Origin of the sequence: Mycobacterium hubeiense (assembly GCF_002838065.1) — a bacterium.
In the GTDB taxonomy this organism is placed as follows: Bacteria; Actinomycetota; Actinomycetes; order Mycobacteriales; family Mycobacteriaceae; genus Mycobacterium; species Mycobacterium hubeiense.
Genome location: NZ_PIZU01000003.1, coordinates 208,591 through 231,821, shown reverse-complemented (window position 1 = coordinate 231,821; position 23,231 = coordinate 208,591). Strand labels below are relative to the sequence as shown.

Below are 23,231 nucleotides of genomic sequence, written 5' to 3'. Positions count from 1 at the left end.
CCCCGGTTAAGCTGGCACCTCGTGACCCCGACCGACCAGCCCAACCCCGGAGCCGCCCGGCCGGCGACTTCAGATCCCGCTGCGGATATCCCCGAGCAGTTCCGGATCCGTCAGGCCAAACGGGAACGGCTGCTCGCCGAGGGCCGCGATCCGTACCCGGTGGAGGTTGCCCGCACCCACACGCTGGCCGAGATCCGGCAGGCGTATCCGGACCTGCCGGTCGACACCGCAACCGGCCAGATCGTCGGCACGGCGGGCCGAGTGGTCTTTGCCCGCAACTCCGGCAAGCTGTGCTTCGCGACACTGCAGGAGGGTGACGGGACGCAGCTGCAGGCGATGATCAGTCTGGCCCAGGTGGGGCAGGAGTCGCTGGACGCCTGGAAGTCCGATGTCGACCTCGGTGACATCGTGTTCGTGCACGGCGAGGTGATCAGCTCACGCCGTGGCGAGCTGTCTGTGCTCGCCGACTCCTGGCAAATCATCTCCAAGGCTTTGCGCCCTCTTCCCGTTGCTCATAAGGAGATGAGCGAAGAGGCCCGGGTGCGGCAGCGCTACGTCGACCTGATCGTCCGGCCCGAGGCGCGCACGGTTGCTCGCCAGCGAGTGGCGGTGGTGCGCGCGGTGCGTTCGGCCCTCGAACGGCGCGGCTTCCTCGAAGTCGAGACCCCGATGCTGCAGACGCTGGCCGGTGGCGCGGCCGCCCGCCCGTTCGTCACGCACTCCAATGCACTAGACGCCGATCTCTACCTTCGTATCGCCCCGGAACTGTTCCTCAAGCGGTGTTTGGTTGGTGGTTTCGAGCGCGTGTTCGAGTTGAATCGCGTGTTCCGAAACGAAGGTGCGGATTCCACACATTCGCCCGAATTTGCGATGTTGGAGACATATCAGGCCTACGGCGACTACAACGATTCCGCGATCGTCACCCGGGAACTTATTCAAGAGGTCGCCGACGAAGCCATCGGAACCAGAAGGGTGCCATTGCCCGATGGCACAGTCTACGACCTGGACGGCGAATGGGAGTCGATACAAATGTATCCATCCCTGTCCGAGGCTTTGGGTGAAGAGATCACCCCGGACACGCCTGTCAGCCGGCTGTGGGAGATCGCTGATCGGCTTGATGTCGAGATTCCCCGTGACCGTGGTTACGGGCATGGAAAATTAGTGGAAGAACTGTGGGAGCACACCGTCGGCAACAAGCTCTGGGCGCCGACGTTCGTCCGGGACTTCCCCGTTGAAACCACGCCGCTGACACGCGCTCACCGCAGCATTCCCGGCGTCACCGAGAAGTGGGACCTATACGTCCGTCGCATTGAGCTCGCGACGGGTTATTCCGAACTGATCGATCCGATTATCCAACGGGAAAGATTCGAAGCCCAAGCCCGGGCGGCGGCCGCCGGGGACGACGAGGCAATGGCGCTCGACGAAGATTTCCTCGCCGCATTGGAGTACGGGATGCCACCGTCCACCGGAACTGGAATGGGCATCGATCGGTTGTTGATGGTGCTGACCGGACTCTCAATTAGAGATACAGTATTGTTCCCGATAGTTCGCCGACACAGCAACTGAACTGCTTCGTTTGAGAAGTTGTTGAGGGCTGTGCTGTGATATGGCACATTGGGGTCTGGTTCGAAGTACTTCAGAAGGGTCAGTGAGGTAATGGCAAAAAAAGTGACCGTCACGTTGGTCGATGATTTCGACGGCGAAGGTACGGCAGATGAGACGGTCGAATTCGGCCTCGACGGCGTCACCTACGAAATCGACCTTTCTGCCAAGAACGCCGCAAAGCTTCGCAACGACTTGAAGCAATGGGTCGAGGCCGGCCGTCGGGTCGGCGGGCGGCGACGCGGACGTTCGGCCAGCTCCGGCCGCGGCCGTGGAGCGATCGATCGTGAGCAGAGCGCAGCCATCCGCGAGTGGGCCCGCCGCAACGGGCACAACGTCTCCACCCGCGGACGCATCCCCGCCGACATCATCGACGCCTTCCACGCGGCAACGTAGCCGGCCGTTGCCACGACACGCCGGCGGCGCACCGTCGGCATGAGTGGAGCATCGGCTTTCGCTAGCGGCGAACTCGTCACCAGGTGAGCGCGGAAACGTTTGGCGCGCGCCCGGCGTTGGTCTTCTGCAGCACTGGGTAGCAGGGCAAACAACGCGATTCCCGCGACGTTGGAAGTCCCGGGTCGGCCGGACAGAACAGACCGGCCAAGCAAAGCACCCGGGGCGGCCGCCCATTAGAGTGGACGGCAGGTAGTACGCACATGTCGTGCTGCCTATGTGATGGAGAGCAGGTAACCACCGATGTTTGAGAGATTTACCGACCGTGCCCGCAGGGTCGTCGTCCTGGCGCAAGAAGAGGCCAGGATGCTCAACCACAACTACATCGGGACCGAGCACATCCTGTTGGGACTTATTCACGAGGGTGAGGGCGTAGCGGCCAAGTCGCTGGAGTCGCTTGGCATCTCGCTGGAAGGCGTGCGCAGCCAGGTCGAGGAGATCATCGGCCAGGGCCAGCAGGCGCCGTCCGGTCACATCCCGTTCACCCCGCGCGCCAAGAAGGTGCTGGAGCTGAGCCTGCGCGAGGCGCTGCAGCTCGGCCACAACTACATCGGCACCGAGCACATTCTGCTCGGCCTGATTCGCGAAGGCGAAGGCGTGGCCGCCCAGGTTCTGGTCAAGCTCGGCGCCGAGCTGACGCGCGTGCGTCAGCAGGTCATCCAGCTGCTCAGCGGCTATCAGGGCAAAGAAGCCGCGGAAGCCGGCACCGGTGGCCGCGGCGGCGAGTCGGGCAATCCGTCGACGTCACTGGTCCTCGACCAGTTCGGCCGCAACCTGACCGCGGCCGCGATGGAAGGCAAGCTCGACCCGGTCATCGGGCGCGAGAAGGAAATCGAGCGGGTGATGCAGGTGCTGTCCCGGCGCACCAAGAACAACCCGGTGCTGATCGGTGAGCCCGGCGTCGGCAAGACCGCCGTCGTGGAGGGCCTGGCGCAGGCCATCGTGCACGGCGAGGTCCCCGAGACGCTGAAGGACAAGCAGCTCTACACGCTGGACCTCGGCTCCCTGGTGGCCGGCAGCCGTTACCGCGGTGATTTCGAGGAACGCCTGAAGAAGGTGCTCAAGGAGATCAACACCCGCGGCGACATCATCTTGTTCATCGACGAGCTGCACACGCTCGTCGGTGCCGGTGCCGCCGAGGGTGCGATCGACGCGGCCAGCATCCTCAAGCCGAAGTTGGCCCGCGGCGAGCTGCAGACCATTGGTGCGACGACGCTCGACGAATACCGCAAGTACATCGAGAAGGATGCCGCCCTGGAGCGCCGGTTCCAGCCGGTCCAGGTCGGTGAGCCGACGGTCGAGCACACCATCGAGATCCTCAAGGGTCTGCGCGACCGCTACGAGGCGCACCACCGCGTGTCGATCACCGATTCCGCGATGGTGGCCGCCGCCACGCTGGCCGACCGCTACATCAACGACCGGTTCCTGCCGGACAAGGCCATCGACCTGATCGACGAGGCCGGCGCCCGGATGCGGATCCGGCGGATGACGGCACCGCCAGACCTGCGCGAGTTCGACGAGAAGATCGCCGAGGCCCGCCGCGAGAAGGAGTCCGCGATCGACGCGCAGGACTTCGAGAAGGCTGCTGCGCTGCGCGACAAGGAAAAGCAGCTGGTCGCCCAGCGTGCCGAGCGCGAGAAGCAGTGGCGCTCAGGCGATCTCGATGTGGTCGCCGAGGTCGATGACGAGCAGATCGCTGAGGTGCTGGGCAACTGGACCGGCATCCCGGTGTTCAAGCTCACCGAGGCCGAGACCACGCGCCTGCTGCGCATGGAGGACGAGCTGCACAAGCGGATCATCGGCCAGGAAGACGCCGTCAAGGCCGTCTCCAAGGCGATCCGGCGCACGCGTGCCGGGCTGAAGGATCCGCGGCGCCCGTCGGGCTCGTTCATCTTCGCCGGCCCGTCCGGTGTCGGTAAGACCGAGCTGTCCAAGGCGCTGGCGGAGTTCCTGTTCGGCGACCAGGACGCGCTGATCCAGATCGACATGGGCGAGTTCCACGACCGGTTCACCGCCTCGCGGCTGTTCGGTGCCCCTCCGGGCTACGTCGGCTACGAGGAGGGCGGCCAGCTCACCGAGAAGGTGCGGCGCAAGCCGTTCTCGGTGGTGCTGTTCGACGAGATCGAGAAGGCCCACCAGGAGATCTACAACAGCCTGTTGCAGGTCCTCGAGGACGGCCGGCTCACCGACGGACAGGGCCGCACCGTCGACTTCAAGAACACCGTGCTGATCTTCACGTCCAACCTCGGCACGTCGGACATCAGCAAGGCGGTCGGCCTGGGCTTCTCCAAGGGCGGCGGCGAGAACGACTACGAGCGGATGAAGCAGAAGGTCAACGACGAGCTGAAGAAGCACTTCCGCCCGGAGTTCCTCAACCGCATCGACGACATCATCGTCTTCCACCAGCTGACTCAGGACGAGATCATCCGGATGGTGGACCTGATGATCGGCCGCGTCGCCACCCAGCTCAAGAGCAAGGACATGGAGCTGGAGCTGACCGACAAGGCCAAGGCGCTGCTGGCCAAGCGCGGGTTCGACCCGGTGCTGGGTGCCCGCCCGCTGCGGCGGACCATCCAGCGCGAGATCGAGGACGCGCTCTCCGAGAAGATCCTCTTCGAGGAAGTCGGTCCCGGGCAGCTGGTCAAGGTCGACGTCGACAACTGGGACGGCGAAGGCTCCGGCGAGGACGCCGTGTTCACCTTCGTCGGGACCAAGAAGCCGCCCCAGCCGGTCGAACCGGATCTGGCCAAGGCCGGCGCCGCCGGTGCGCCGAGTACGACCGCGGCTCCCGAGTAACGACAACTGCGACAACGGGCGGTACCCCCAGCGGGTGCCGCCCGTTTCGCATGCCGCCTGGCAAATCTCTGGACCGAATGCTTAGGATGCTGATGTAATCGGCGGGCGAAGGAATCTGGTGAGAATCCAGAACGGTCGCGCCACTGTGTCAAGTCAGACCCGACGTCCGCCGTCATCCCTGAAGCTGGGACGCGAAATCCCGGAAAGGACACTCAATGACCTCCTCTGAGGCGCACAAGACCGCTGCGGTCCCTCTTGACTTCTCCGCCACGAAGGCGGCCGTCTGGTTGACGCTCACGGCATTCTTCGCGTTGCTCGTTCTCTACTTCGTCGGTCTGGACCAGGGTGCGACGTCGATATTCGGCAACAACACCGTCATCCACGAATTCGTGCACGACGCCCGGCATCTGCTCGGCTTCCCCTGCCACTGAGCACAATGGAAAAACACATCATCGGGCGCGGCGTGTTGGCCGGCGCCCTGGCCGGAGTTGTCGCGTTCGTCTTCGCGCGGATCTTTGTCGAGCCCGTCATCGAACGGGCGATCGCCTATGAGGACGGCGTCGGCGCCGCGCACGAGGCGCTGGGCCATGCGCACGGACATGAGCACGGCGGCGACGGCTTCGAAGGGTTCACCCGAGGGGTGCAGGCCAATATCGGCATGGGTTTCGGGGTGCTGGCGTTCGCCGTGGCGATGGGCGCGCTGTTAGCGGTCGTGTTCGCGGTGGCGTACGGACGCGTCGGCAATATTTCGGCACGCTTGCTGTCGGTGTACGTGGCAGGCGGAATGCTGTTGAGCCTCTACGTCATTCCAGCGTTGAAGTACCCGCCCAGCCCGCCTGCGCTGAGCCTCGACGAGACGATCCGGCAGCGCACGCTGTTGTACGTGCTGATGGTCGCGCTGTCGGCGGCGCTGTTCGTCGGCGCGGTCTATCTCGGCCGACGCCTCGCGGAACGGTTGGGCGCGTGGAACGCGACGCTGGCGGCCGCCGGTGCCTACATCGTCGCCGTGCTGGTCGTTATGTCGATCCTGCCCACCATCGAGGAGACGCCCGGCCCACTGCGCGATGACGCCGGGAACATCATCTACGAAGGCTTTCCCGCCGACGTGCTCTACGAGTTCCGGCTCTTCTCGCTGGGCACGCAGGTCGTGATGTGGGCGACGATCGGCCTGGTGTTCGCCTCGCTGGTGTCACGGCTGTTGGACGCCAGGCGGGAGACAATCCACGCGTGAGGGAGCACGTCCGGCTCACCCTTGTGTCGCATGCCATGACCGATGCGATGGCGGCCGGACGTTTCCCTACCGACGAGCCGCTCAGCCCGGTGGGCCATCGCCAAGCCGACGCCGCGGTCGAACTAGGCAACGCCGACGCGGTGTATTGCGGGCCCGAGAAGCGCACCAGGCAGACCGCGGAATTGCTTGGCCTGCAAGCCCGTATCGAGCCGCGGCTGGCCGATCTGGACTGCGGCCGGTGGCGCGGCGACGTGCTGGGCGGTGTGCGCCCGGCCGACCTCGCGGTGTGGCTGACGGACCCGACGCGGGCGCCGCACGGCGGCGAGTCGGTGGTGGACCTGATCGGCCGGGTTCGCGGTTGGCTGGACTCGATCACCAGTGGCCGCGGCCGCGTCATCGCGGTGACGCATCCTGCTGTGGTCCGCGCGGCGATCCTCGTCGCGCTCGACGCACCACCGAAGTCGTTCTGGCGCATAGACATCGCGCCGGTGAGTCGCACGGTGATGCATTTCCGCGGCCACGCGTGGACGCTGCGGTCGAACTCCTGATCAGTCCGCGAGATTGCGTTTCGGCAGGTCCGCACTCGCACTTCCGCTGCCGGATTGCAATCTCGCGAACTAGGCGATGGGCGCCATTGCGAACGCGCGCTTGGCGATTGACAACAGCCAGCCCGCGGCGGTCGGGCTGCGGTAGCGCGGCCAATTCAACTGGAAGCTGACCACCCACGGCTGGCCGGTGTGGTCGACGGCGTACCAGCTGAACGTGAGGTCGCCGGGCAGGTTGCCGCCCTTGGCGCCGATGTAGGTCCACTTCGACGGGTCCAAATCGATCCCGGGCAGCGCGGACAAGATCTTCTTGACGGGCGCAGCCTCGCCCACGGCACCGGCCTGCAGCGCGGCGTGCACGCGGCAGATGTCGGCGGCGCTACCGTACCACTCGGCGCCGATATCGGAGGCCGGCGTGTGCGTGCGGTTCGGATCAGGTTCGTACGGACGGGAATTGGTCTGCTTGAGCAGCTGAGCGCGGCCTTCACGCGAGGCCTTCTGCCATTGCTCGCGCAGATTGGGTTTGCCCCAGCCGACCGAGAACAGTTCGTGCATGGTGGGAAACGGCGTCATGCTGGCCGGGTCGTGGTGTCCGGCGCTCACCAGCGCTTGTTCGACCGCGCGCGTGCCCAAGCGTGCGATCAGCAGATCGGTGGCCATGTTGTCGCTGGCCGAGATCATCTGCTGCGCGGCCTCGCGCACCGATACCTTTGCGCCCGAAGGTAATTCGTCGAGACCCGCCGAACCCACGGCTTTGGCACGGTCGGTGATGGTCAGCTGGTCGTCCCAGCTCACGGTGCCGGCCTTGACGGCGTCGGAAACCGCCAGCAGCACATAGAGTTTGAATATCGACGCCAGTGGCAGCGACAGCTCGGTGTTGGTGCCGGCGACCACTTCGCACTTGCCGTTGGTGACCTTGGACAGTTGATAGGAGTACCGCGCACCGGACTTGGTCAGCTCGGCGTCGATGTCGGACCACTTGTTGATGACCGGGGGCACCAGTGTGACGTCGAAGCGGTCGACCTCGCCGGCGTCGTTGGTGCGCAATTCAATGCGCTGCTTGACGCCGTACGACGTGAGCAGATGCACCGTCGCCTCGCCGGCACCGATGTCGACACCGGCGACGGTGAACGGCCGATCCCACCACATCCGGTCCATCGTCACGCCGACGTCTTCCACCGCATCCGGCGCCGCCAGCGTGCGGATGCCGACCTCGCCGATCGGCCAGTCGGAGTTGAGCATGTCGACGACCTGTTTGGCGCGCAGACCCTGCGGCGTGTTGGTGTCGATCTGGCCGGCGTGGGCGGCGTCGGCCACCTTGGGGCCGGTGTTCGTACAGCCGCAGGCGAAGGCGACGACGACGAGCGCGACCGCGGCCGTCAGCCTCCTCGCCCGGCCTGCGTCACGCCTTGGAGCCGGTCCCCGCAACGTCCAACACAACCTCGAACTCCAGCAGGGACGCTCCGGTGGCGACGGGGTTGGCCCGCTGTCCGGCGTGCGCCTCGATGGCCGGGCCGGTGGCCCAGGCCTGGAACGCCTCTTCGGACTCCCACTGCGTCACCACGAAATAGCGGTTTTCGCCTTTGACCGGTCGCAACAGCTGAAAGCCCAGGAAACCGGGCTGATTGTCCACGGCGTGCGCACGGTTGGCGAACCGCTTCTCCAGTTCCGGGCCGGCGTCGGGCGGGACCTCGATTGCGTTGATCTTCACGACGGGCATGCGGCCAGGCTACAGTCCTTCCCCGCGTCGCTTCGCTCCTGCCCGCCGGCCTGTCCTTCCCCGCGTCGCTTCGCTCCTGCCCGCCGGCCTGTCGGCCCGGTGCGCCCCGGCAAGATAACGGCATGGCCGCAGAACTCCTCACCCACCGCGGCGGCGCCGGCGAGCCGTTGGTGTTGGTCCACGGCCTGATGGGGCGGGGCAGCACCTGGTCACGCCAACTGCCGTGGCTGACCCGGCTGGGTGAGGTGTATACCTACGACGCGCCGTGGCACCGCGGTCGCGACGTCGCCGACCCCTTCCCGATCAGCACCGAGCGCTTCGTCACCGACCTCGGCGACGCAGTGGAGACGCTGGGAAGGCCCGCCGTACTCGTCGGGCACTCCATGGGCGCACTGCACGGCTGGTGCCTGGCCGCGTCGCGGCCCGAACTGGTCACGGGCCTGGTCGTGGAGGATATGGCACCGGACTTCCGCGGTCGCACCACCGGGCCGTGGGAGCCATGGCTGCATGCGCTGCCTCTCGAATTCCATTCCGCCCAACAGATTTACGACGAATTCGGACCTGTCGCGGGGCAGTATTTTCTGGAAGCCTTCGACCGGACGGCGACGGGCTGGCGGTTGCACGGCCACACCCGGGTCTGGATCGACATCGCCGCCGAGTGGGGCCGCCGGGACTACTGGCAGCAGTGGCAGGCGGCTCGAGTGCCGGCCCTGCTGATCGAGGCGGAAAATTCGGTCACTCCGCCCGGGCAGATGCGCCGAATGAATGAAATCGGCTACCGCACAACGTATCTGTATGTGCGTGGCGTCGGGCACCTGATCCACGACGAGGCGCCGCAGGTGTATCAGGCGGCGGTGGAGTCGTTCCTATCGACGCTCGCCGACCGCTCCTGAGGAAGGCCAGGCCGGCTGCTGCTCGAACCGTGTCCGGACGGCGTCGACGTCGTGCTCGACGCGGAACGCGTCACGGTCGTCGAAAAGCCCGCCGAACGGCGACCCGACCCGGAACTGCGCGAGGCGCAACTGCAGCGTGCCGGAACGGTGGGCGGCCCAGCTGAGCGCCGCTGCCACCGCGAAGGGGGCGATCAGGATCAAGAGTGCGAGTGCAGTGGTCATGGCAGTAATCCTTCGCCAAAAAAGATCCCGCCAACAGTGGCAGATGTGACACCTTACGTTAAAATGCTGCCATGGCAATCAAGAGCGTATCGGCCCTGGTGCTGGACGGTCTAGCGATTTTTGAGTTCGGCGTGATCTGCGAGGTCTTCGGCATCGACCGCTCCGCCGACGGCGTCCCCAACTTCGACTTCAAGGTCTGCGGACCGGAGCCGGGCCAGCCGGTGCAGACGTCGGTCGGCGCCACGTTGACCCCGGAGTACGGTCTGGATGATCTGGTGGGCGCAGACCTGGTCGCCATCCCGGCAATCGGCGGCTCCGACTACTTGCCCGAGGCGTTGAAGGCCGTGCGGGCAGCGGCCGAATCCGGGTCGATCATCTTGACGGTGTGCTCGGGGGCATTCGTGGCGGGGGCCGCGGGACTGCTGGACGGACGCGCATGCACCACGCACTGGATGCACGCCGAGGAGCTGGCGCGCAGATTTCCGACAGCCAAAGTCGACCGCAATGTGTTGTACGTCGACGACGGTGACCTGATCACCAGCGCAGGCACTGCCGCGGGCATCGACGCCTGCCTGCACCTGGTGCGCAGGGAGTTCGGCGCCGAGGTGACCAACAAGATCGCACGCAGGATGGTGGTGCCGCCGCAACGCGATGGCGGTCAACGGCAGTACATCGACCAGCCGATCCCGGTGCGCTGTTCGGAAAGCTTTGCGCCGCACCTCGACTGGATACTCAGCAATCTCGACAAGCCGCTCACGGTCGCGACCCTGGCCCGCCGGGTCAACATGTCGACGCGCACATTCGCCCGCCGGTTCGTCGAGGAGACCGGCCGCACACCGATGCAGTGGGTGACCGACCAACGGGTGCTATACGCCCGACGCTTGCTCGAGGAAACCGACCTCGACATTGACCGCATCGCCGACCGCTGCGGTTTCGGCACGGCGACACTGCTGCGCCATCACTTCCGGCGCATCATCGGGGTGACGCCATCGGATTACCGACGCCGGTTCTGTTGCAACGAGCCTGAGAAGAGGCGACGGCCTAAAGTCTTCGCCGAAACTGCGGTGAGAGCGTGAATTTCGACCGAAACACGATCTGTGCGCAGTCTCGGCGAGCTAGTCGCCTAGCGGCCCGCATCGTCGCCTTCGCCGTTGGATGCTCGGCTCCTCCTCGGGCCTAGCGGCCCGCATCGTCGCCTTCGCCGGCCAGCGCAAACCGCCCGTCCTCCGTCTGCTCCACCAGTCCGTCAGCCAGCAGCGAGCCCAGCGCCCGGTCGCGCTGTGCGGTGTCGGACAACCACGCGACGTCCAGCTCGGCTCGTGTGACAGGGGAGTCGCTGCCGCGCAACACATCCAGTAGACGGCCGCGTACTTGACGGTCCGTGCCGGCGTAGCGCTGCACCCGCCGAGCGGTGGCGGCCGCGGGCTGACCCGCGGCGCGCCACGCGCACACACTGAGCGGGCACACCCCGCACTTCGGCGACCGCGCGGTACACACCGTCGCACCCAGCTCCATCAGGGCAACCGAAAACCGCGGCGCCTCATCACCTTCCGGCAACATCGCGGCCACCTCTTCGAGGTCGCGCGAGCTCACGGGCGCATCGGCGATGCCGTGCACAGCCCGCACCACCACGCGGCGCACGTTGGTGTCGACGACCGGAACCCGTTGCCCGTAGGCAAAACACGCGACGGCGCGCGCCGTGTAGGCCCCGACTCCCGGCAGCGTCAGCAGCGTTTCCACATCCGACGGCACCACGCCGTCATATTCACTGGCGATCACGCCCGCGCACTCGTGCAATCGCTTGGCCCGTCGCGGATAGCCCAGTTTGCCCCAGGCGCGCAGCACGTCGGCTGCGCTGGCTGCCGCGGTCGCCGACGGCGTGGGCCACCGCGCGATCCAATCCGTCCAGATCGGTTCCACCCGCGCGACCGGGGTCTGCTGCAGCATGAACTCGCTGACCAGGATCTGCCAGGGCGTCACGCCCGGCCGCCGCCACGGCAGATCTCGCTTCGCGCGGTCGTACCAGCGCAGCAGTTCGCCCGATTCGATGCTCATGAGTCTCTCGGGCACAATGTCTGCCATGCCGAACACCAGTCCCGTGACCGCATGGAAGTCACTCAAGGAGGGTAACGACCGCTTCGTCGCGGGCGAGCCGCAGCATCCCAGCCAGGGCATCGCGGATCGGGCTCGCCTGGCCTCCGGACAAAAGCCCACCGCCGTGTTGTTCGGCTGCGCCGACAGCCGGGTGGCCGCCGAGATCATCTTCGATCAGGGCCTGGGCGACATGTTCGTGGTGCGCACCGCCGGCCACGTCATCGACTCGGCGGTGCTGGGCTCGATCGAATACGCCATCACCGTGCTCGACGTGCCGCTGATCGTGGTGTTGGGCCACGACAGCTGCGGTGCGGTGAAGGCGACCATCGATGCGCTCGATGACAACGTGGTACCCAGCGGGTACGTGCGCGACATCGTGGAACGGGTGACGCCGTCGATCCTGTTGGGCCGCAACTCCGGGCTCACCCGTGTCGACGAGTTCGAGGCACGCCACGTCAACGAGACCGTCGCACAACTGCGGACCCGCTCCGTGCCGGTGGCGCAGGGCATCGCGTCAGGCACGCTCGCGGTCGTCGGCGCGACCTACCATCTGGCCGACGGCCGGGTCGTGTTGCGGGACCATCTGGGCGATATCGGCGAAGGCTGAGTCGCGACACGCCGAGTCACCTCGGACGAGCCGGTGTGACCTGGGCTTACCGTGAAGGCCGTGTTGGATCTGGAACCGCATGGCCCGCTACCCGCGCAGATTTACTGGCGACGTAGGGCGCTGGCGGTCGGTATCGCCGTCGTTGTCATCGGTGTCATCGCCGCCGTAGTGCTCATGCTGGTCAACAGCGGATCCGGGGCGGAGACCAAGAACGCGGACAACGCCGCCACACCCGCCGCCGCGCCGACACCGCTGCCGGGAGAAAACCCCGAAGTCAAGACGCCTGTGGTGCCGCCGGCCCAGCAGGCTCCCGCGCCGACGCCCACTCCTACCGCGGCCGTCACCCCGCCGCCGGTGCTGCAGGAGGGCGACGACTGCCCGGACTCCACGCTCGCCGTCAAGGGCATCACCAGCCAGCCGCAGTACGTCGTCGGCGACCAGCCGAAGTTCACCATGGTCGTCACCAACATCGGGCTCGTCGCCTGCCAGCGCGATGTCGGCGCCGCGGTCCTGGCCGCCTACGTGTATTCCCTCGACAACACGCGGCTGTGGTCCAACCTGGACTGCGCACCGTCCAACGAGACGCTGGTCAAGACGTTCAACCCCGGCGAGCAGGTGACTACGGAGGTCACCTGGACCGGGATGGGATCGGCGCCGGGCTGCCCGCTGCCGCGTCAGCCGATCGGCCCGGGCACATACAACCTGATCGTGCAGTTGGGCAATCTGCGGTCGGCGCCCGTGCCGTTCATCCTCGCCGAGACGGCACCGCATGCCCAGACACCGCCGCCCACCGAGGGGGCGCCGCTGCCGGGGCCTGCCGAGGCCGGCAACTAAAGCGCCGACACTGCGTCTACGTCGGAAAGTTCGAGCGCCATAGACGCTGAGAGGACGCTTAGGCCAGGCGATCCGCGATCGTCGACTCGGCCAATTGCGACAGACCTTCCCGGATGTGGTGTGCCCACATCGAGCCGATACCCTCCACGGACTGCAGGTCGCTCGCGCTGGCCGCCAGCAGTCCCTGCAGCGACCCGAAGGATCGCACCAGCAGGTCGACGTGGGCGAACTGCAACCGCGGGATGCCCGCCATCGCGCGGTAGCCGCGTGAACTCATCGCCGAGTCTTGCGCCGCCAAAGTAGACGGATAGCCGAAAACCCTTGCCAGCGTGGTGAAGTCGAGCAGCTCGTTGTCGCTCAGCCCGTCGAGCTCGTCCAGCGTCGCGCTGACCTGCGCGGCGGTCGGCGGGTCGGGGTTGGCGTGGTAGTCCCGCACGATCAGCTCGCGCGCGGTGTCGTTGTCGCCGACGAGCTCCTCGAGCTGCAGTTTGAGCTGGCGCCCGTCGGTGCCCAGCTCCACCACGTCGGCGTCGATCTCCAGGCTGATCCTGCGCACCATCTCCAGCCGCTGCACCACCGTCATCACGTCGCGCAGCGTCACGAAGTCCTCGATCTCGGCGGCCGACAGCTGCCGGCTGACCTCGTCGAGGCGGCTCTTATAGCGCTCCAGCGTGGCGATGGTCTGGTTCGCCCGCGACAGGATGGTCGACGAATCGGGCACCACGTGCCGCTCGCCGGCGACGTACACGGTGACGATGTTCATCGAGTGGCTCACTGAGATCACCGGGTAGCCGGTCTGGATGGCGGTGCGCTCGGCGGAGCGGTGGCGGGTGCCGGATTCGTCGGTGGGAATCGACGGATCGGGCACCAGCTGCACGTTGGCCCGCAGGATTCTGCTGCCGTCGCTGGACAGCACCAGTGCGCCGTCCATCTTCGCCAGCTCGCGCAGCCGCGTCGGCGCGTACCGCACGTCGAGCGAGAAGCCGCCGTCGCAGATCGCCTCGACACTGTCGTCGTAGCCCAGCACGATCAACGCGCCGGTACGGCCGCGCAAGATGCGCTCCAGCCCGTCGCGCAGCGGGGTGCCGGGGGCCAGGCGTCCGAGAGTCTCACGCAGCGTCGGGCGGGCAAGGTGCACCACGTTGCGCCCGGACCTGCGGGTCCCCTTTACGGCCATCCCGCCTCCTCGGAGCCGCTCCTTGCGCAATCTTTGCTGATGTCCTTGAGTACCCGCAACGCCGCAACGATGTTGTCCGCGGTGACGGCCCGCAACCCGGCCGGCACCGATTTCACGCCGGGCGGCACAACTGCGCAGGTGAAACCCAGCCTGGCCGCCTCGGCCAGCCTGCGATCCATCCCGCTGACCCGCCTCAGATCGCCCGCGAGACCGACCTCGCCGATCGCCACCGCCGTGGTGGGCAGCGGCAAATCGGCGTACGCCGACGCGATCGCCAGGGCGACCGCCAGATCCGACGACGGATCGGTGAGCCGCATGCCGCCCACCGTCGACAGATAGATGTCGCACGGGGCGACCCGTAGCTTCGCGCGCTTCTCCAGCACCGCGGCGATCATCGCGGCACGCGCGGAATCGATGCCGCTGACCGCGCGCCGCGGCGTCGACACCGGCACCCCGATCAGCGCCTGCACCTCGCCGATCAGCGGCCGCTTGCCGTCGAGCGTCACGGTGACCGCAGTGCCCGACACCGGTTTGGGCCGCTGATCGAGGAACAACCCCGACGGGTCGGCGACACATTCGATTCCGTTGTCGTGCAACAGAAAACAACCCACTTCGTCTGCGGCGCCGAAGCGGTTCTTCACGCCACGGACCATCCGCAGCGCCGACGTCCGGTCGCCTTCGAAGTGCAACACCACGTCGACCAGATGCTCCAGTGAGCGCGGGCCCGCGATGGCGCCGTCCTTGGTGACGTGGCCGACGAGAATCATTGCGACGCCGGAGGTTTTCGCCGCCATCGTGAGCGCCGTGGTAACCGCCCGCACCTGAGTGACCCCGCCGGTGACGCCGTCAGTCTCCGTCGTGGACATGGTTTGCACGGAGTCGACGACCACCAGGCTGGGCCGCACTTCGTCGATATGTCCAAGTGCCACTTGAAGATCCGACTCCGCGGCCAGATACACCTCGTCGTGTGTGCAGCCGGTGCGTTCGGCCCGCAGCCTGATCTGCCCGGCCGATTCCTCACCCGACAGATACAGCGCGCGCCGCCCCGCCGCGGCCCAGCGGTGCGCAACCTCGAGCAGCAGCGTCGATTTGCCGACGCCGGGATCGCCGGCCAGCAGCGTCACCGAACCGGGGACCAACCCGCCGCCGAGCACCCGGTCGAGTTCGCTCACGCCGGTGTGGAAGTGACGGGTGGATCCGGGATCGATCGAACTGATCGGAACCGCCGGAGACGTCGGCGCCACCGCCCGCCGCGCCGATGCGCCGTTGACGGTGCTCAGCACCGCGACTTCGTCGACCGTGCCCCAGGTGCCGCAGTCGGGGCAGCGGCCGACCCATTTAGGGGTGACGTGGTGGCATTCCGAGCAGCGGTATTGCGAACGCGCCTTGGAATTGGGCCGGGCGCCACCTCGAGTCACGAAGTGACGGTATCCGCCGCCACCGACAGAAACTCAGTGATGGCCGCCTGTGTCGCCGCCGGATTCGCCGGATCCGCCGTACTCACCGTCGCGGCGCGGAGTTTCGCCCGCCGAGATAGGTACCCCGACCGTCGTCTCGCCGGCCTTCTCGAAGTTGAACGTGAATTCGTAGGTCAGCCCGTTGGTGATCGGCTTCGTCAGCGTCACCTGCGCCTCGGCCGCTTCGGCCGCCTCGACGCTTTCCAGCGGCTGGGTCTGACCGTCGGGGGCGCCGACGACGAGCACGCCGCCCGCCGGCACGGTGGTGTCGCCGGTCAATGACACCGTGCCGACGTCGGAGGTGATGGACACCAGCTTGTCGTCGACATCGGGGGAGTCGTTGGACGCCACGAACAGCAACTCGACGTCGGTGCCCGGCTCGATGTAGTCGGCGGTCTGGCTGCCGCGCAGGTGGATGTTCTGGATCGAGATCTTGCCCGCGGTCGCGCGGGTGCCGTTGACCGCCGGCTCCTGGGTGGCGGTTTGGGACACCTGCCCGGCGCCGCAGCCGGTGAGCGCGACGGCGGCTGCGAGCCCGCACGCGGCGAGCGACGAGGTGACGGCAGACCTGCGCAGTCCGAAGCGGTTCACTACAAGCCTCCTGCTCGGCGGACGAGACAGCCCCTCCCGGGTGACGGGCGGCGTCGCTGTGGTTCGACTATGCACAGTAGTAGGTCGGCGTTGACGGTGGTAGCACAGGGCTCGAAGGGGGTTGCGGGCCAACAACTAAGCACCCGGCCAACGCGTGCGCATTGCACGAAATGGCCACTCTGTCAACCCCCACTCTTCACCTGCGGTGCCCCTGACCTGCACCGTTGTTCCGCACCTGTCTGAGCGCCGTGTTAGCATTGAGTGGCGAAAGGGGCTCGAATCAGATGATTTTTAAGGTCGGAGACACCGTTGTCTATCCACACCACGGTGCTGCGTTGATCGAGGCGATCGAAACCCGGACCATCAAAGGCGAGCAGAAGGAATATCTCGTCTTGAAGGTCGCCCAGGGAGATCTCACCGTTCGAGTACCCGCCGAAAATGCAGAGTATGTCGGCGTGCGCGACGTGGTTGGGCAGGAGGGCCTGGACAAGGTCTTCCAGGTGCTTCGTGCCCCGCACACCGAGGAGCCGACCAACTGGTCGCGCCGCTACAAGGCCAACCTCGAGAAGCTGGCCTCGGGCGACGTGAACAAGGTCGCCGAGGTGGTTCGCGACCTGTGGCGTCGCGATCAGGAGCGCGGCCTGTCGGCGGGGGAGAAGCGGATGCTGGCCAAGGCGCGGCAGATCCTCGTCGGTGAGCTCGCGCTGGCGGAGAACACCGACGACGCCAAGGCTGAGACCATCCTCGACGAGGTGTTGGCCGCCGCCTCCTAGTGGCGCTGCCACGCGTCGGGCTCGGTACCGACGTCCATCCCATCCAGGCCGGCCGGCCGTGCTGGCTGCTGTGCCTGTTGTTTGCCGACGCCGACGGCTGCGCTGGCCATTCCGACGGTGACGTCGCGGCTCATGCGCTCTGCGACGCGTTGCTGAGCGCTGCGGGCCTCGGCGATATCGGCGACGTGTTCGGCACCGACAAACCCGAGTGGCGCGGCGTCAGCGGTGCCGACATGCTTCGCCATGTGCACAGCCTGCTGCGCGCCGAGGGCTATCACGTCGGCAACGCGGCGGTGCAGGTGATCGGCAACCGGCCCAAGATCGGCCCGCGCCGCGCCGAGGCCCAGCGGGTGCTTTCCGAACTGCTCGACGCGCCGGTGTCGGTGTCGGCCACCACCACCGACGGGCTGGGGCTGACCGGGCGCGGCGAGGGTTTGGCCGCCATCGCGACCGCGTTGGTGGTTAACGCTTAATAGGCCGGTAAGCTGGCGCGTCGTGACCGATAGCATGCGGCTTTACGACACCATGGCGGGCGCCGTGCGTGACTTCGTGCCGCTGCGCGACGGTCATGTGTCCATCTATCTCTGCGGCGCCACCGTGCAGGGCTTGCCGCACATCGGCCACGTCCGCAGCGGCGTGGCGTTCGACGTGCTGCGGCGGTGGCTGATGGCCAAGGGCTACGACGTCGCCTTCATCCGCAACGTCACCGACATCGACGACAAGATCCTCAACAAGGCCGCCGACGCGGGCCGGCCGTGGTGGGAGTGGGCCGCCACCTACGAGCGGGCGTTCACCGCCGCCTACGACGCGCTGGGTGTGCTGCCGCCGTCGGCCGAGCCACGGGCGACCGGGCACATCACGCAGATGGTGGAGCTCATCGAACGGCTGCTGGAGCGCGGCCACGCGTATACCGGTAACGGCGACGTGTACTTCGACGTGTTGAGCCTGCCTGAGTACGGCAAGCTCTCGGGCCACCGGATCGACGACGTCCATCAGGGTGAGGGCGTCGCGAAAGGCAAACGCGATCAACGCGATTTCACGCTGTGGAAGGGCGCCAAACCCGGCGAACCGTCCTGGCCGACGCCGTGGGGGCGGGGCCGCCCCGGCTGGCACACCGAATGCGTCGCGATGTGCGAGACCTACCTCGGCCCGGAGTTCGACATCCACGCCGGCGGAATGGATCTGGTGTTCCCGCACCACGAGAACGAGATCGCGCAGGCCGTCGCGGCAGGTGATCCGTTCGCCCGGTACTGGCTGCACAACGGCTGGGTGACCATGGGCGGCGAGAAGATGAGCAAGTCGCTGGGCAACGTGCTCGCCATTCCCGCTGTGCTGCAACGGGTTCGACCCGCCGAGCTGCGCTACTACCTGGGTAGCGCGCACTACCGGTCGATGCTGGAGTTCTCCGAGACGGCGCTGCAGGATGCCGTCAAGGCCTATTGCGGCATCGAGGAGTTCTTGCACCGGGTGCGTAACCGAGTGGGCGCGGTGGTGCCGGGCGAGTGGACGCCGCGGTTCGCCGCCGCGATGGACGACGACCTATCGGTGCCGATCGCACTCGCCGAGGTGCACGCCGCGCGCGCGGAGGGCAACCGGGCGCTCGACTCCGGCGACCACGAGGCGGCGATGGCGCAGGCGCGGGCGATCCGCGCAATGACGGGCATCCTCGGCTGCGATCCGCTCGACGAGCGGTGGGAGTCGCGCGACGAGACCTCGGCGGCGCTGGCGGCCGTCGACGTGCTGGTGCAGTGGGCGCTGGAAAGCCGTGCCGAGGCCCGGGCCCGGCGCGATTGGGCGACCGCCGACCAGATCCGCGACCGGCTCAAGGAAGCGGGCATCGAGGTCACCGACACCGCAGACGGACCGCAATGGTCGCTGATCGACGGGTCAGGCAAGTAGGTGGCCGGCAATTCGCGACGCCGCGGCGCGGTGCGCAAACCGGGGACGAAGAAGGGGCCGACGGTCGGCTCCGGCGGCGTGCGTCGGCGCGGGCTGGAGGGCCGAGGCGCCACACCGCCCGCGCACATGCGGCCGGGCCATCCCGCCGCCAAGCGCGCGGCCAAAGCCGCCAAGGCCGCCAAGGGCCGGGCCGCCAAGAAGACCGACGACACCGAAATCGTGCTCGGCCGCAACCCGGTGCTGGAATGCCTGCGCGCAGGGGTGCCCGCGACGGCGTTGTATGTCGCACTGGGCACCGAGGCGGACGAGCGCCTGACCGAATCCGTAAGGATCGCAGCCGATTCCGGCATCTCGATTCTCGAGGTGGCCCGTCACGACCTGGACCGGATGAGCGCCCACGGGTTGCATCAGGGCATCGCGCTGCAGGTGCCGCCGTACCGCTACGCCCACCCCGACGATCTGCTGGCGGCCGCCAACGAGGCCGCGGAGCCGGCGCTGCTGGTGGCGCTGGACAACATCTCCGACCCCCGCAACCTCGGCGCGATCGTGCGTTCGGTGGCGGCGTTCGCCGGTCACGGAGTGCTGATCCCGCAGCGACGCTCCGCATCGGTGACCGCGGTGGCGTGGCGCACCAGCGCGGGCGCGGCGGCCCGGGTGCCGGTGGCACGGGCAACGAATCTCAATCGCGCACTGAAGAATTGGGCTGACGCCGGTCTGCAGATCGTCGGGCTGGACGCCGACGGGGACACCACATTGGACGAGCTGGACGGGACCGGCCCGCTGGTGGTTGTCGTCGGCTCGGAGGGCAAGGGGCTCTCGCGGCTGGTGCGAGAGAACTGCGACGCGATCGTGTCGATTCCGATGGCCGGGCCGATGGAGTCACTCAATGCATCGGTGGCCGCCGGTGTGGTGCTGGCCGAAATCGCCCGCCAGCGCCGGGGTTAGCTTTCAGGGCGTTCAGAGCCGCTCGACCTTGCCGGCGTACGACGCCCCGGCCTCGATCAGCGTCGGGTCAACGTCGACTTTCCCTCGTGGATGACCGAATCCTTGGACCTCGAGGCGAAACGCCTGGGGGTCAGACGCCAATCAATCATCAAGGTCTGGATCGCCGAACGCCTCGAACAAGGACGCAATCCGGCGGCCAAAGAGCGGCGGGCACGTGGCTGCGGCAATTCACCCATGCCACACCATCGAAAATGGGTAATCCGCCCGACGCGGCTGATGGCCCCAGCTTCCTAGCCTTGCGGCATGACAGCACAGCACATCGAGACGCTGATCATCGGAGCCGGGCAGGCCGGCCTTTCCACCGGATACCACCTGCAGCGGTTCGACCGGCCGGTCCTGATCGTGGACGGGAACGAGCGGATCGGCGACAACTGGCGCCGGCACTACGACTCGCTGCGCCTCTACTCGCCGGCAAAATACGACGGGCTGCCGGGCATGGCGTTCCCGGCGCAGGATCGGTGGAGCTACCCCGGCCGCGACGATGTGGCCGAGTTCTTAGAGCGGTACGCGCTTCGTTGGAATCTGCCGGTTCGCATGAGCACCCGCGTCGACCGGTTGACGCCGCGGCCGGCCGGCGGCTACGCGGCGTTCATCGGCGACGACGTCATCACCTGCGACAACGTCGTCGTGGCAACCGGCACTTTCGGCCGCACGCCCAAAGTTCCCGACTTCGCCACCGAGCTGGATCCCGTTATCCGGCAACTACATTCGAGCGAGTATCGACGCCCTGAGCAACTACAGCCGGGCGCGGTGCTGGTAGTGGGCGCTTCTCATTCGGGCACCGACATCGCCTACGAGACCGCGCTGACACACCAGACCATTCTCTGTGGGCGCGACTGCGGTCAGATCCCGGTGCGATGGGACTCGCGACGGATCCGCATCGTATTGCCCGTCTTGATATTCGCGTGGCGCCACATCGTCACCAGACGGACGCCGATCGGCCGAAAGGCGATGCCGCACATCCGTTTCCACGGCGGACCGATGCTACGGGTCAAACGCCAGGATCTTGCGGCCCGTGGCGTGCGGCGCAACACCTCCCAGGTTTCCGGGGTGACCGGTGGCCAGCCGGTGCTTGCCGACGGCACCGCGCTTGACGTTCGAAATGTCATCTGGTGCACAGGGTTCAAACAGGTCTTCGACTGGATCGAGGTACCGGTCTTCGGTGCCGACGGGTGGCCGCGCGAGTACCGCGGGGTGTGCAACGAGGCGCCCGGGTTGTTCTTCTGCGGTTTGAGTTTCCAGTACGCGTTCAGCTCGATGATTTTCCCGGGCGTCGGCCGCGACGCGGAGTTTGTTGCACGCAAAATCGCATCGCGCACCGCGGCGCGGACGGGTGTCAAGGAAGCGGTCTCATCATGGACACCAACAAGATCCGGGCGGCGACCGTAGCCATAGCCCCGGTGGTGCTTGCCGCGGCATTACTGTGGCATCCGCCGATTCCAGGCCGACTGCCCGACGACGCTGCCGTCGCCGAGCACGTCGCCCACGATCCGACGCGATGGGGACTGGCGCATCTCGCGGCGGCCGTCGCCTCCGCGTTTCTCATCCTCGGGTTCATCGCGGTCCGCGGGTACCTGCGTGACGCGGGAGACGCGTGGGCGATGTGGAGCCAGCGCGGCCCAGATGACAGGTCGACAACGGCCTGAGATCTTCCACCTGCGCGTAATCTCCTTCTAGGGGTGATGCGCGCGGTGGGTGTCGTCGACGATTTGCTCCGGGCTCGCGAGGCGTACGAGCGTCGCGAGTGGGTGGCGGCCTACGAGGCCCTGTCCGGTCTTGGCGATGCCAGCCGGGATGCCGCCGCGCTGGACGGCGACGACTTTGCGCGCCTGGCGACGGCCGCATATCTGACTGGTCGAAAAGACGATTGCGTCCAGGCGTTGCAGCGCGCCTACCAGATCCATCTGGACGGCGGCGACGCCCTCGCGGCCGTTCGGTGCGGGTTCTGGCTCGCCCTGGTGCTATCGACCACCGGCGAACCGGCGGTCGCCGGCGGTTGGGTGGCCCGGGCACAGCGACTGCTCGACGACATTCCGGGCGACGTGGTCGAGCGCGGCTACATGCTCATCCACCTGATGTACAGGCATATTTTCGCCGGCGAGTACGCGCCCGCCCACCGGTGCGCCGTCGAGATCACCGAATACGGCCGACGCTTCGGTGATCCCGACCTGGTGGCGATGGGCATCTGCAGCCAGGGACGGCTCGCGATGTATGACGGGCGCGTTTCTGAGGGGCTGGTGCTCTTGGACGAGGCGATGGCATGCCTCGCAACCGGCGCCGTGTCGCCGATCTTCGCGGGCAACGTCTACTGCACAATGATCGAAGGCTGCCAGGAGGTTTCGGACTTCGGTCGGGCCGCCTAATGGACGACGGCGCTGACCAGGTGGTGCGATGAGCAGCCGAGTTTGGTGCCATTCACCGGGCAGTGCGCGGTGCACCGCGGCCAGATCATGCGGCTGCGGGGCGCATTCGACGAGGCGATCGAGGAGTTCACGAAGGCCGTCGAACGCTATGTCGAGGCGGATACCGTGCAGGCCGCCGGGCTCGCGGCGGCCGAACGCGGAGACGTGCTACGGATTCGTGGGTGGTTCGATGCGGCGGAGGCCGTGTACGAGCAGGCGCGTGGTTACGGTCATGAGCCGCAGCCGGGTCTGGCGCTGCTGTGGCTGGCCCGGGGTCGAGTTGCGGCGGCGGTCGCCGCCATCAAGCGACTCCTGGCCGAGCCCCGCGACGTCGTGCACCGTTCGCAGCTACTTCCGGCCGCAGTCGAGGTTTTGCTGGCCGCCGGCGAGACGGACTTGGCGGCCGACACCAGTGCCGAATTGTCGGAGATCGCAGGCGGTTTCGGCTGTGTCGCGTTACGGGCGATGGCGAACCGCGCGGCCGGACACGTTGCGCTGGCGCGCGGCGATCATGCCGGCGCCATCGGAGAACTCCGAGGTGCGGGTCGGCTTTGGCACGAGCTCGGCGCACCGTACGAGTCCGCCCGCTGCGCCCTGTTGCTCGGCCAGGCGCTACGCGGGCTCGGTGACGAAGATTCCGCGGTCGCAGAGCTGACCAACGCGCATCGGACCTTCGCCGCACTCGGCGCCATACCCGCGGAGCGGGAAGCCGCGGCGTTGCTGCACCCGTGTGCACCCGGCGGGCTGAGCGCCCGCGAGGTCGAGGTATTGCGATTGGTGGCCGCGGGCAAGACCAACTCGGAGATCGCAGCCGGCCTGTTGCTCAGCGAAAAGACCGTCGCCCGGCATCTGTCCAACATCTTCGCCAAGGTCGACGTCACCTCTCGGACCGCCGCTGCCGCGTACGCCTACGAGCACGGGTTGGTTTGA

At 67.2% G+C, this 23,231-nt stretch carries 25 protein-coding genes and 1 pseudogene; 19 read left to right on the top strand and 7 right to left on the bottom strand.

Annotated elements, in window-relative coordinates; genetic code table 11:
* Window positions 1-21: 21 nt before the first annotated feature.
* The 6 genes from lysS to CWS39_RS04440 all read left to right on the top strand — a co-directional run bounded on the left by lysS (window position 22) and on the right by CWS39_RS04440 (window position 6,630).
* Window positions 22-1,566, top strand: a complete 1,545-nt coding sequence (lysS, locus tag CWS39_RS04465) for a lysine--tRNA ligase (RefSeq protein ID WP_102141688.1) — start codon at window positions 22-24, stop codon at window positions 1,564-1,566.
* Window positions 1,567-1,656: 90 nt separating this feature from the next.
* Window positions 1,657-1,998 (top strand): histone-like nucleoid-structuring protein Lsr2, encoded by a 342-nt coding sequence (gene lsr2 / locus CWS39_RS04460; RefSeq protein ID WP_102141687.1) that lies wholly within the window; start codon window positions 1,657-1,659, stop codon window positions 1,996-1,998.
* A 300-nt stretch (window positions 1,999-2,298) separates the two neighbouring features.
* Complete coding sequence (gene clpC1 / locus CWS39_RS04455; RefSeq protein ID WP_102141686.1) at window positions 2,299-4,851, top strand: ATP-dependent protease ATP-binding subunit ClpC; 2,553 nt, start codon at window positions 2,299-2,301, stop codon at window positions 4,849-4,851.
* Between the two features lie 215 nt (window positions 4,852-5,066).
* Window positions 5,067-5,282, top strand: a complete 216-nt coding sequence (locus CWS39_RS04450; protein ID WP_102141685.1) for a CbtB domain-containing protein — start codon at window positions 5,067-5,069, stop codon at window positions 5,280-5,282.
* A 5-nt stretch (window positions 5,283-5,287) separates the two neighbouring features.
* Entirely contained in the window at window positions 5,288-6,082 is a 795-nt protein-coding gene (locus tag CWS39_RS04445; RefSeq protein WP_102141684.1) for a CbtA family protein, read from the top strand.
* On the top strand, window positions 6,079-6,630 hold the full coding sequence (locus tag CWS39_RS04440; protein WP_102141683.1) for a histidine phosphatase family protein: 552 nt from the start codon (window positions 6,079-6,081) through the stop codon (window positions 6,628-6,630). Before CWS39_RS04445 ends, CWS39_RS04440 begins: the two co-directional genes overlap by 4 nt.
* Before the next feature lie 69 nt (window positions 6,631-6,699).
* Here the strand turns inward: CWS39_RS04440 and CWS39_RS04435 are convergent, their stop codons facing one another.
* Together CWS39_RS04435 and mhuD are read right to left on the bottom strand one after the other, a co-directional pair.
* The gene (locus CWS39_RS04435; protein ID WP_199177953.1) at window positions 6,700-8,055 is read right to left on the bottom strand and encodes a serine hydrolase; all 1,356 of its coding nucleotides are present in this window, start codon (window positions 8,053-8,055) and stop codon (window positions 6,700-6,702) included.
* On the bottom strand, window positions 8,030-8,347 hold the full coding sequence (mhuD, locus tag CWS39_RS04430; protein ID WP_102141682.1) for a mycobilin-forming heme oxygenase MhuD: 318 nt from the start codon (window positions 8,345-8,347) through the stop codon (window positions 8,030-8,032). Before mhuD ends, CWS39_RS04435 begins: the two co-directional genes overlap by 26 nt.
* A 122-nt stretch (window positions 8,348-8,469) precedes the next feature.
* Between mhuD and CWS39_RS04425 the strand changes: the two genes are divergently transcribed.
* Complete coding sequence (locus CWS39_RS04425; protein WP_102141681.1) at window positions 8,470-9,240, top strand: alpha/beta fold hydrolase; 771 nt, start codon at window positions 8,470-8,472, stop codon at window positions 9,238-9,240.
* Here the strand turns inward: CWS39_RS04425 and CWS39_RS04420 are convergent.
* Complete coding sequence (locus CWS39_RS04420; RefSeq protein WP_102141680.1) at window positions 9,214-9,462, bottom strand: hypothetical protein; 249 nt, start codon at window positions 9,460-9,462, stop codon at window positions 9,214-9,216. The two genes, CWS39_RS04425 and CWS39_RS04420, sit on opposite strands and share 27 nt — an antisense overlap.
* 71 nt (window positions 9,463-9,533) lie before the next feature.
* On the opposite strand from CWS39_RS04420, the gene CWS39_RS04415 reads away from it, so the two are divergent.
* The gene (locus tag CWS39_RS04415; protein ID WP_102141679.1) at window positions 9,534-10,538 is read left to right on the top strand and encodes a GlxA family transcriptional regulator; all 1,005 of its coding nucleotides are present in this window, start codon (window positions 9,534-9,536) and stop codon (window positions 10,536-10,538) included.
* A gap of 100 nt (window positions 10,539-10,638) precedes the next feature.
* Here CWS39_RS04415 and CWS39_RS04410 read toward each other — a convergent pair whose 3' ends face one another.
* Complete coding sequence (locus CWS39_RS04410) at window positions 10,639-11,544, bottom strand: HhH-GPD family protein (protein ID WP_431306082.1); 906 nt, start codon at window positions 11,542-11,544, stop codon at window positions 10,639-10,641.
* Here CWS39_RS04410 and CWS39_RS04405 point away from each other — a divergent pair.
* Window positions 11,543-12,163, top strand: a complete 621-nt coding sequence (locus tag CWS39_RS04405; protein WP_102141678.1) for a carbonic anhydrase — start codon at window positions 11,543-11,545, stop codon at window positions 12,161-12,163. The genes CWS39_RS04410 and CWS39_RS04405 overlap by 2 nt on opposite strands.
* A gap of 60 nt (window positions 12,164-12,223) precedes the next feature.
* On the top strand, window positions 12,224-12,997 hold the full coding sequence (locus CWS39_RS04400) for a hypothetical protein (protein ID WP_199177952.1): 774 nt from the start codon (window positions 12,224-12,226) through the stop codon (window positions 12,995-12,997).
* Between the two features lie 58 nt (window positions 12,998-13,055).
* Here CWS39_RS04400 and disA read toward each other — a convergent pair whose 3' ends face one another.
* The 3 genes from disA to CWS39_RS04385 are packed head-to-tail and all read right to left on the bottom strand — an operon-like array spanning window position 13,056 to window position 16,222.
* Window positions 13,056-14,135 (bottom strand): DNA integrity scanning diadenylate cyclase DisA, encoded by a 1,080-nt coding sequence (gene disA / locus CWS39_RS04395; protein ID WP_199177964.1) that lies wholly within the window; start codon window positions 14,133-14,135, stop codon window positions 13,056-13,058.
* Window positions 14,136-14,164: 29 nt separating this feature from the next.
* The gene (gene radA, locus CWS39_RS04390) at window positions 14,165-15,592 is read right to left on the bottom strand and encodes a DNA repair protein RadA (protein WP_102141676.1); all 1,428 of its coding nucleotides are present in this window, start codon (window positions 15,590-15,592) and stop codon (window positions 14,165-14,167) included.
* A gap of 33 nt (window positions 15,593-15,625) precedes the next feature.
* Window positions 15,626-16,222, bottom strand: a complete 597-nt coding sequence (locus tag CWS39_RS04385) for a copper chaperone PCu(A)C domain-containing protein (RefSeq protein WP_102141675.1) — start codon at window positions 16,220-16,222, stop codon at window positions 15,626-15,628.
* Window positions 16,223-16,506: 284 nt separating this feature from the next.
* Here CWS39_RS04385 and carD point away from each other — a divergent pair, with 284 nt between their 5' ends.
* From carD to CWS39_RS29445, 9 genes and pseudogenes are all read left to right on the top strand, one after another.
* Window positions 16,507-16,995: an RNA polymerase-binding transcription factor CarD gene (carD, locus tag CWS39_RS04380; RefSeq protein WP_003921720.1), complete on the top strand. Its 489-nt coding sequence runs from the start codon at window positions 16,507-16,509 to the stop codon at window positions 16,993-16,995.
* Window positions 16,995-17,468, top strand: a complete 474-nt coding sequence (gene ispF, locus CWS39_RS04375; protein WP_102141674.1) for a 2-C-methyl-D-erythritol 2,4-cyclodiphosphate synthase — start codon at window positions 16,995-16,997, stop codon at window positions 17,466-17,468. The genes carD and ispF overlap by 1 nt, the downstream gene beginning before the upstream one ends.
* A gap of 34 nt (window positions 17,469-17,502) precedes the next feature.
* Window positions 17,503-18,894, top strand: coding sequence for a cysteine--tRNA ligase (gene cysS / locus CWS39_RS04370; protein WP_102141673.1), 1,392 nt, complete (start codon window positions 17,503-17,505; stop codon window positions 18,892-18,894).
* Window positions 18,895-19,839, top strand: coding sequence for a 23S rRNA (guanosine(2251)-2'-O)-methyltransferase RlmB (rlmB, locus tag CWS39_RS04365; RefSeq protein ID WP_102141672.1), 945 nt, complete (start codon window positions 18,895-18,897; stop codon window positions 19,837-19,839).
* Window positions 19,840-19,914: 75 nt separating this feature from the next.
* Window positions 19,915-20,133, top strand: a pseudogene (locus CWS39_RS30250) (hypothetical protein); the annotation flags it as partial.
* A gap of 9 nt (window positions 20,134-20,142) precedes the next feature.
* Entirely contained in the window at window positions 20,143-21,288 is a 1,146-nt protein-coding gene (locus CWS39_RS04355; RefSeq protein WP_102141671.1) for a flavin-containing monooxygenase, read from the top strand.
* The gene (locus tag CWS39_RS04350; protein WP_102141670.1) at window positions 21,255-21,545 is read left to right on the top strand and encodes a hypothetical protein; all 291 of its coding nucleotides are present in this window, start codon (window positions 21,255-21,257) and stop codon (window positions 21,543-21,545) included. Before CWS39_RS04355 ends, CWS39_RS04350 begins: the two co-directional genes overlap by 34 nt.
* Before the next feature lie 45 nt (window positions 21,546-21,590).
* Entirely contained in the window at window positions 21,591-22,262 is a 672-nt protein-coding gene (locus CWS39_RS29450; RefSeq protein WP_233213353.1) for a hypothetical protein, read from the top strand.
* 45 nt (window positions 22,263-22,307) lie between these two features.
* Window positions 22,308-23,231 (top strand): helix-turn-helix transcriptional regulator, encoded by a 924-nt coding sequence (locus CWS39_RS29445; RefSeq protein WP_233213352.1) that lies wholly within the window; start codon window positions 22,308-22,310, stop codon window positions 23,229-23,231.

Bases quoted from the DNA above. Each gene is read 5' to 3' on its own strand.
- lsr2 (WP_102141687.1), top strand. From the start codon at position 1,657: ATGGCAAAAAAAGTGACCGTCACGTTGGTCGATGATTTCGACGGCGAA.
- clpC1 (WP_102141686.1), top strand. From the start codon at position 2,299: ATGTTTGAGAGATTTACCGACCGTGCCCGCAGGGTCGTCGTCCTGGCG.
- CWS39_RS04450 (WP_102141685.1), top strand. From the start codon at position 5,067: ATGACCTCCTCTGAGGCGCACAAGACCGCTGCGGTCCCTCTTGACTTC.
- CWS39_RS04445 (WP_102141684.1), top strand. From the start codon at position 5,288: ATGGAAAAACACATCATCGGGCGCGGCGTGTTGGCCGGCGCCCTGGCC.
- mhuD (WP_102141682.1), bottom strand. From the start codon at position 8,347: ATGCCCGTCGTGAAGATCAACGCAATCGAGGTCCCGCCCGACGCCGGC.
- CWS39_RS04425 (WP_102141681.1), top strand. From the start codon at position 8,470: ATGGCCGCAGAACTCCTCACCCACCGCGGCGGCGCCGGCGAGCCGTTG.
- CWS39_RS04420 (WP_102141680.1), bottom strand. From the start codon at position 9,462: ATGACCACTGCACTCGCACTCTTGATCCTGATCGCCCCCTTCGCGGTG.
- CWS39_RS04415 (WP_102141679.1), top strand. From the start codon at position 9,534: ATGGCAATCAAGAGCGTATCGGCCCTGGTGCTGGACGGTCTAGCGATT.
- CWS39_RS04405 (WP_102141678.1), top strand. From the start codon at position 11,543: ATGCCGAACACCAGTCCCGTGACCGCATGGAAGTCACTCAAGGAGGGT.
- CWS39_RS04410 (WP_431306082.1), bottom strand. From the start codon at position 11,544: ATGGCAGACATTGTGCCCGAGAGACTCATGAGCATCGAATCGGGCGAA.
- carD (WP_003921720.1), top strand. From the start codon at position 16,507: ATGATTTTTAAGGTCGGAGACACCGTTGTCTATCCACACCACGGTGCT.
- cysS (WP_102141673.1), top strand. From the start codon at position 17,503: ATGCGGCTTTACGACACCATGGCGGGCGCCGTGCGTGACTTCGTGCCG.
- CWS39_RS04355 (WP_102141671.1), top strand. From the start codon at position 20,143: ATGACAGCACAGCACATCGAGACGCTGATCATCGGAGCCGGGCAGGCC.
- CWS39_RS04350 (WP_102141670.1), top strand. From the start codon at position 21,255: ATGGACACCAACAAGATCCGGGCGGCGACCGTAGCCATAGCCCCGGTG.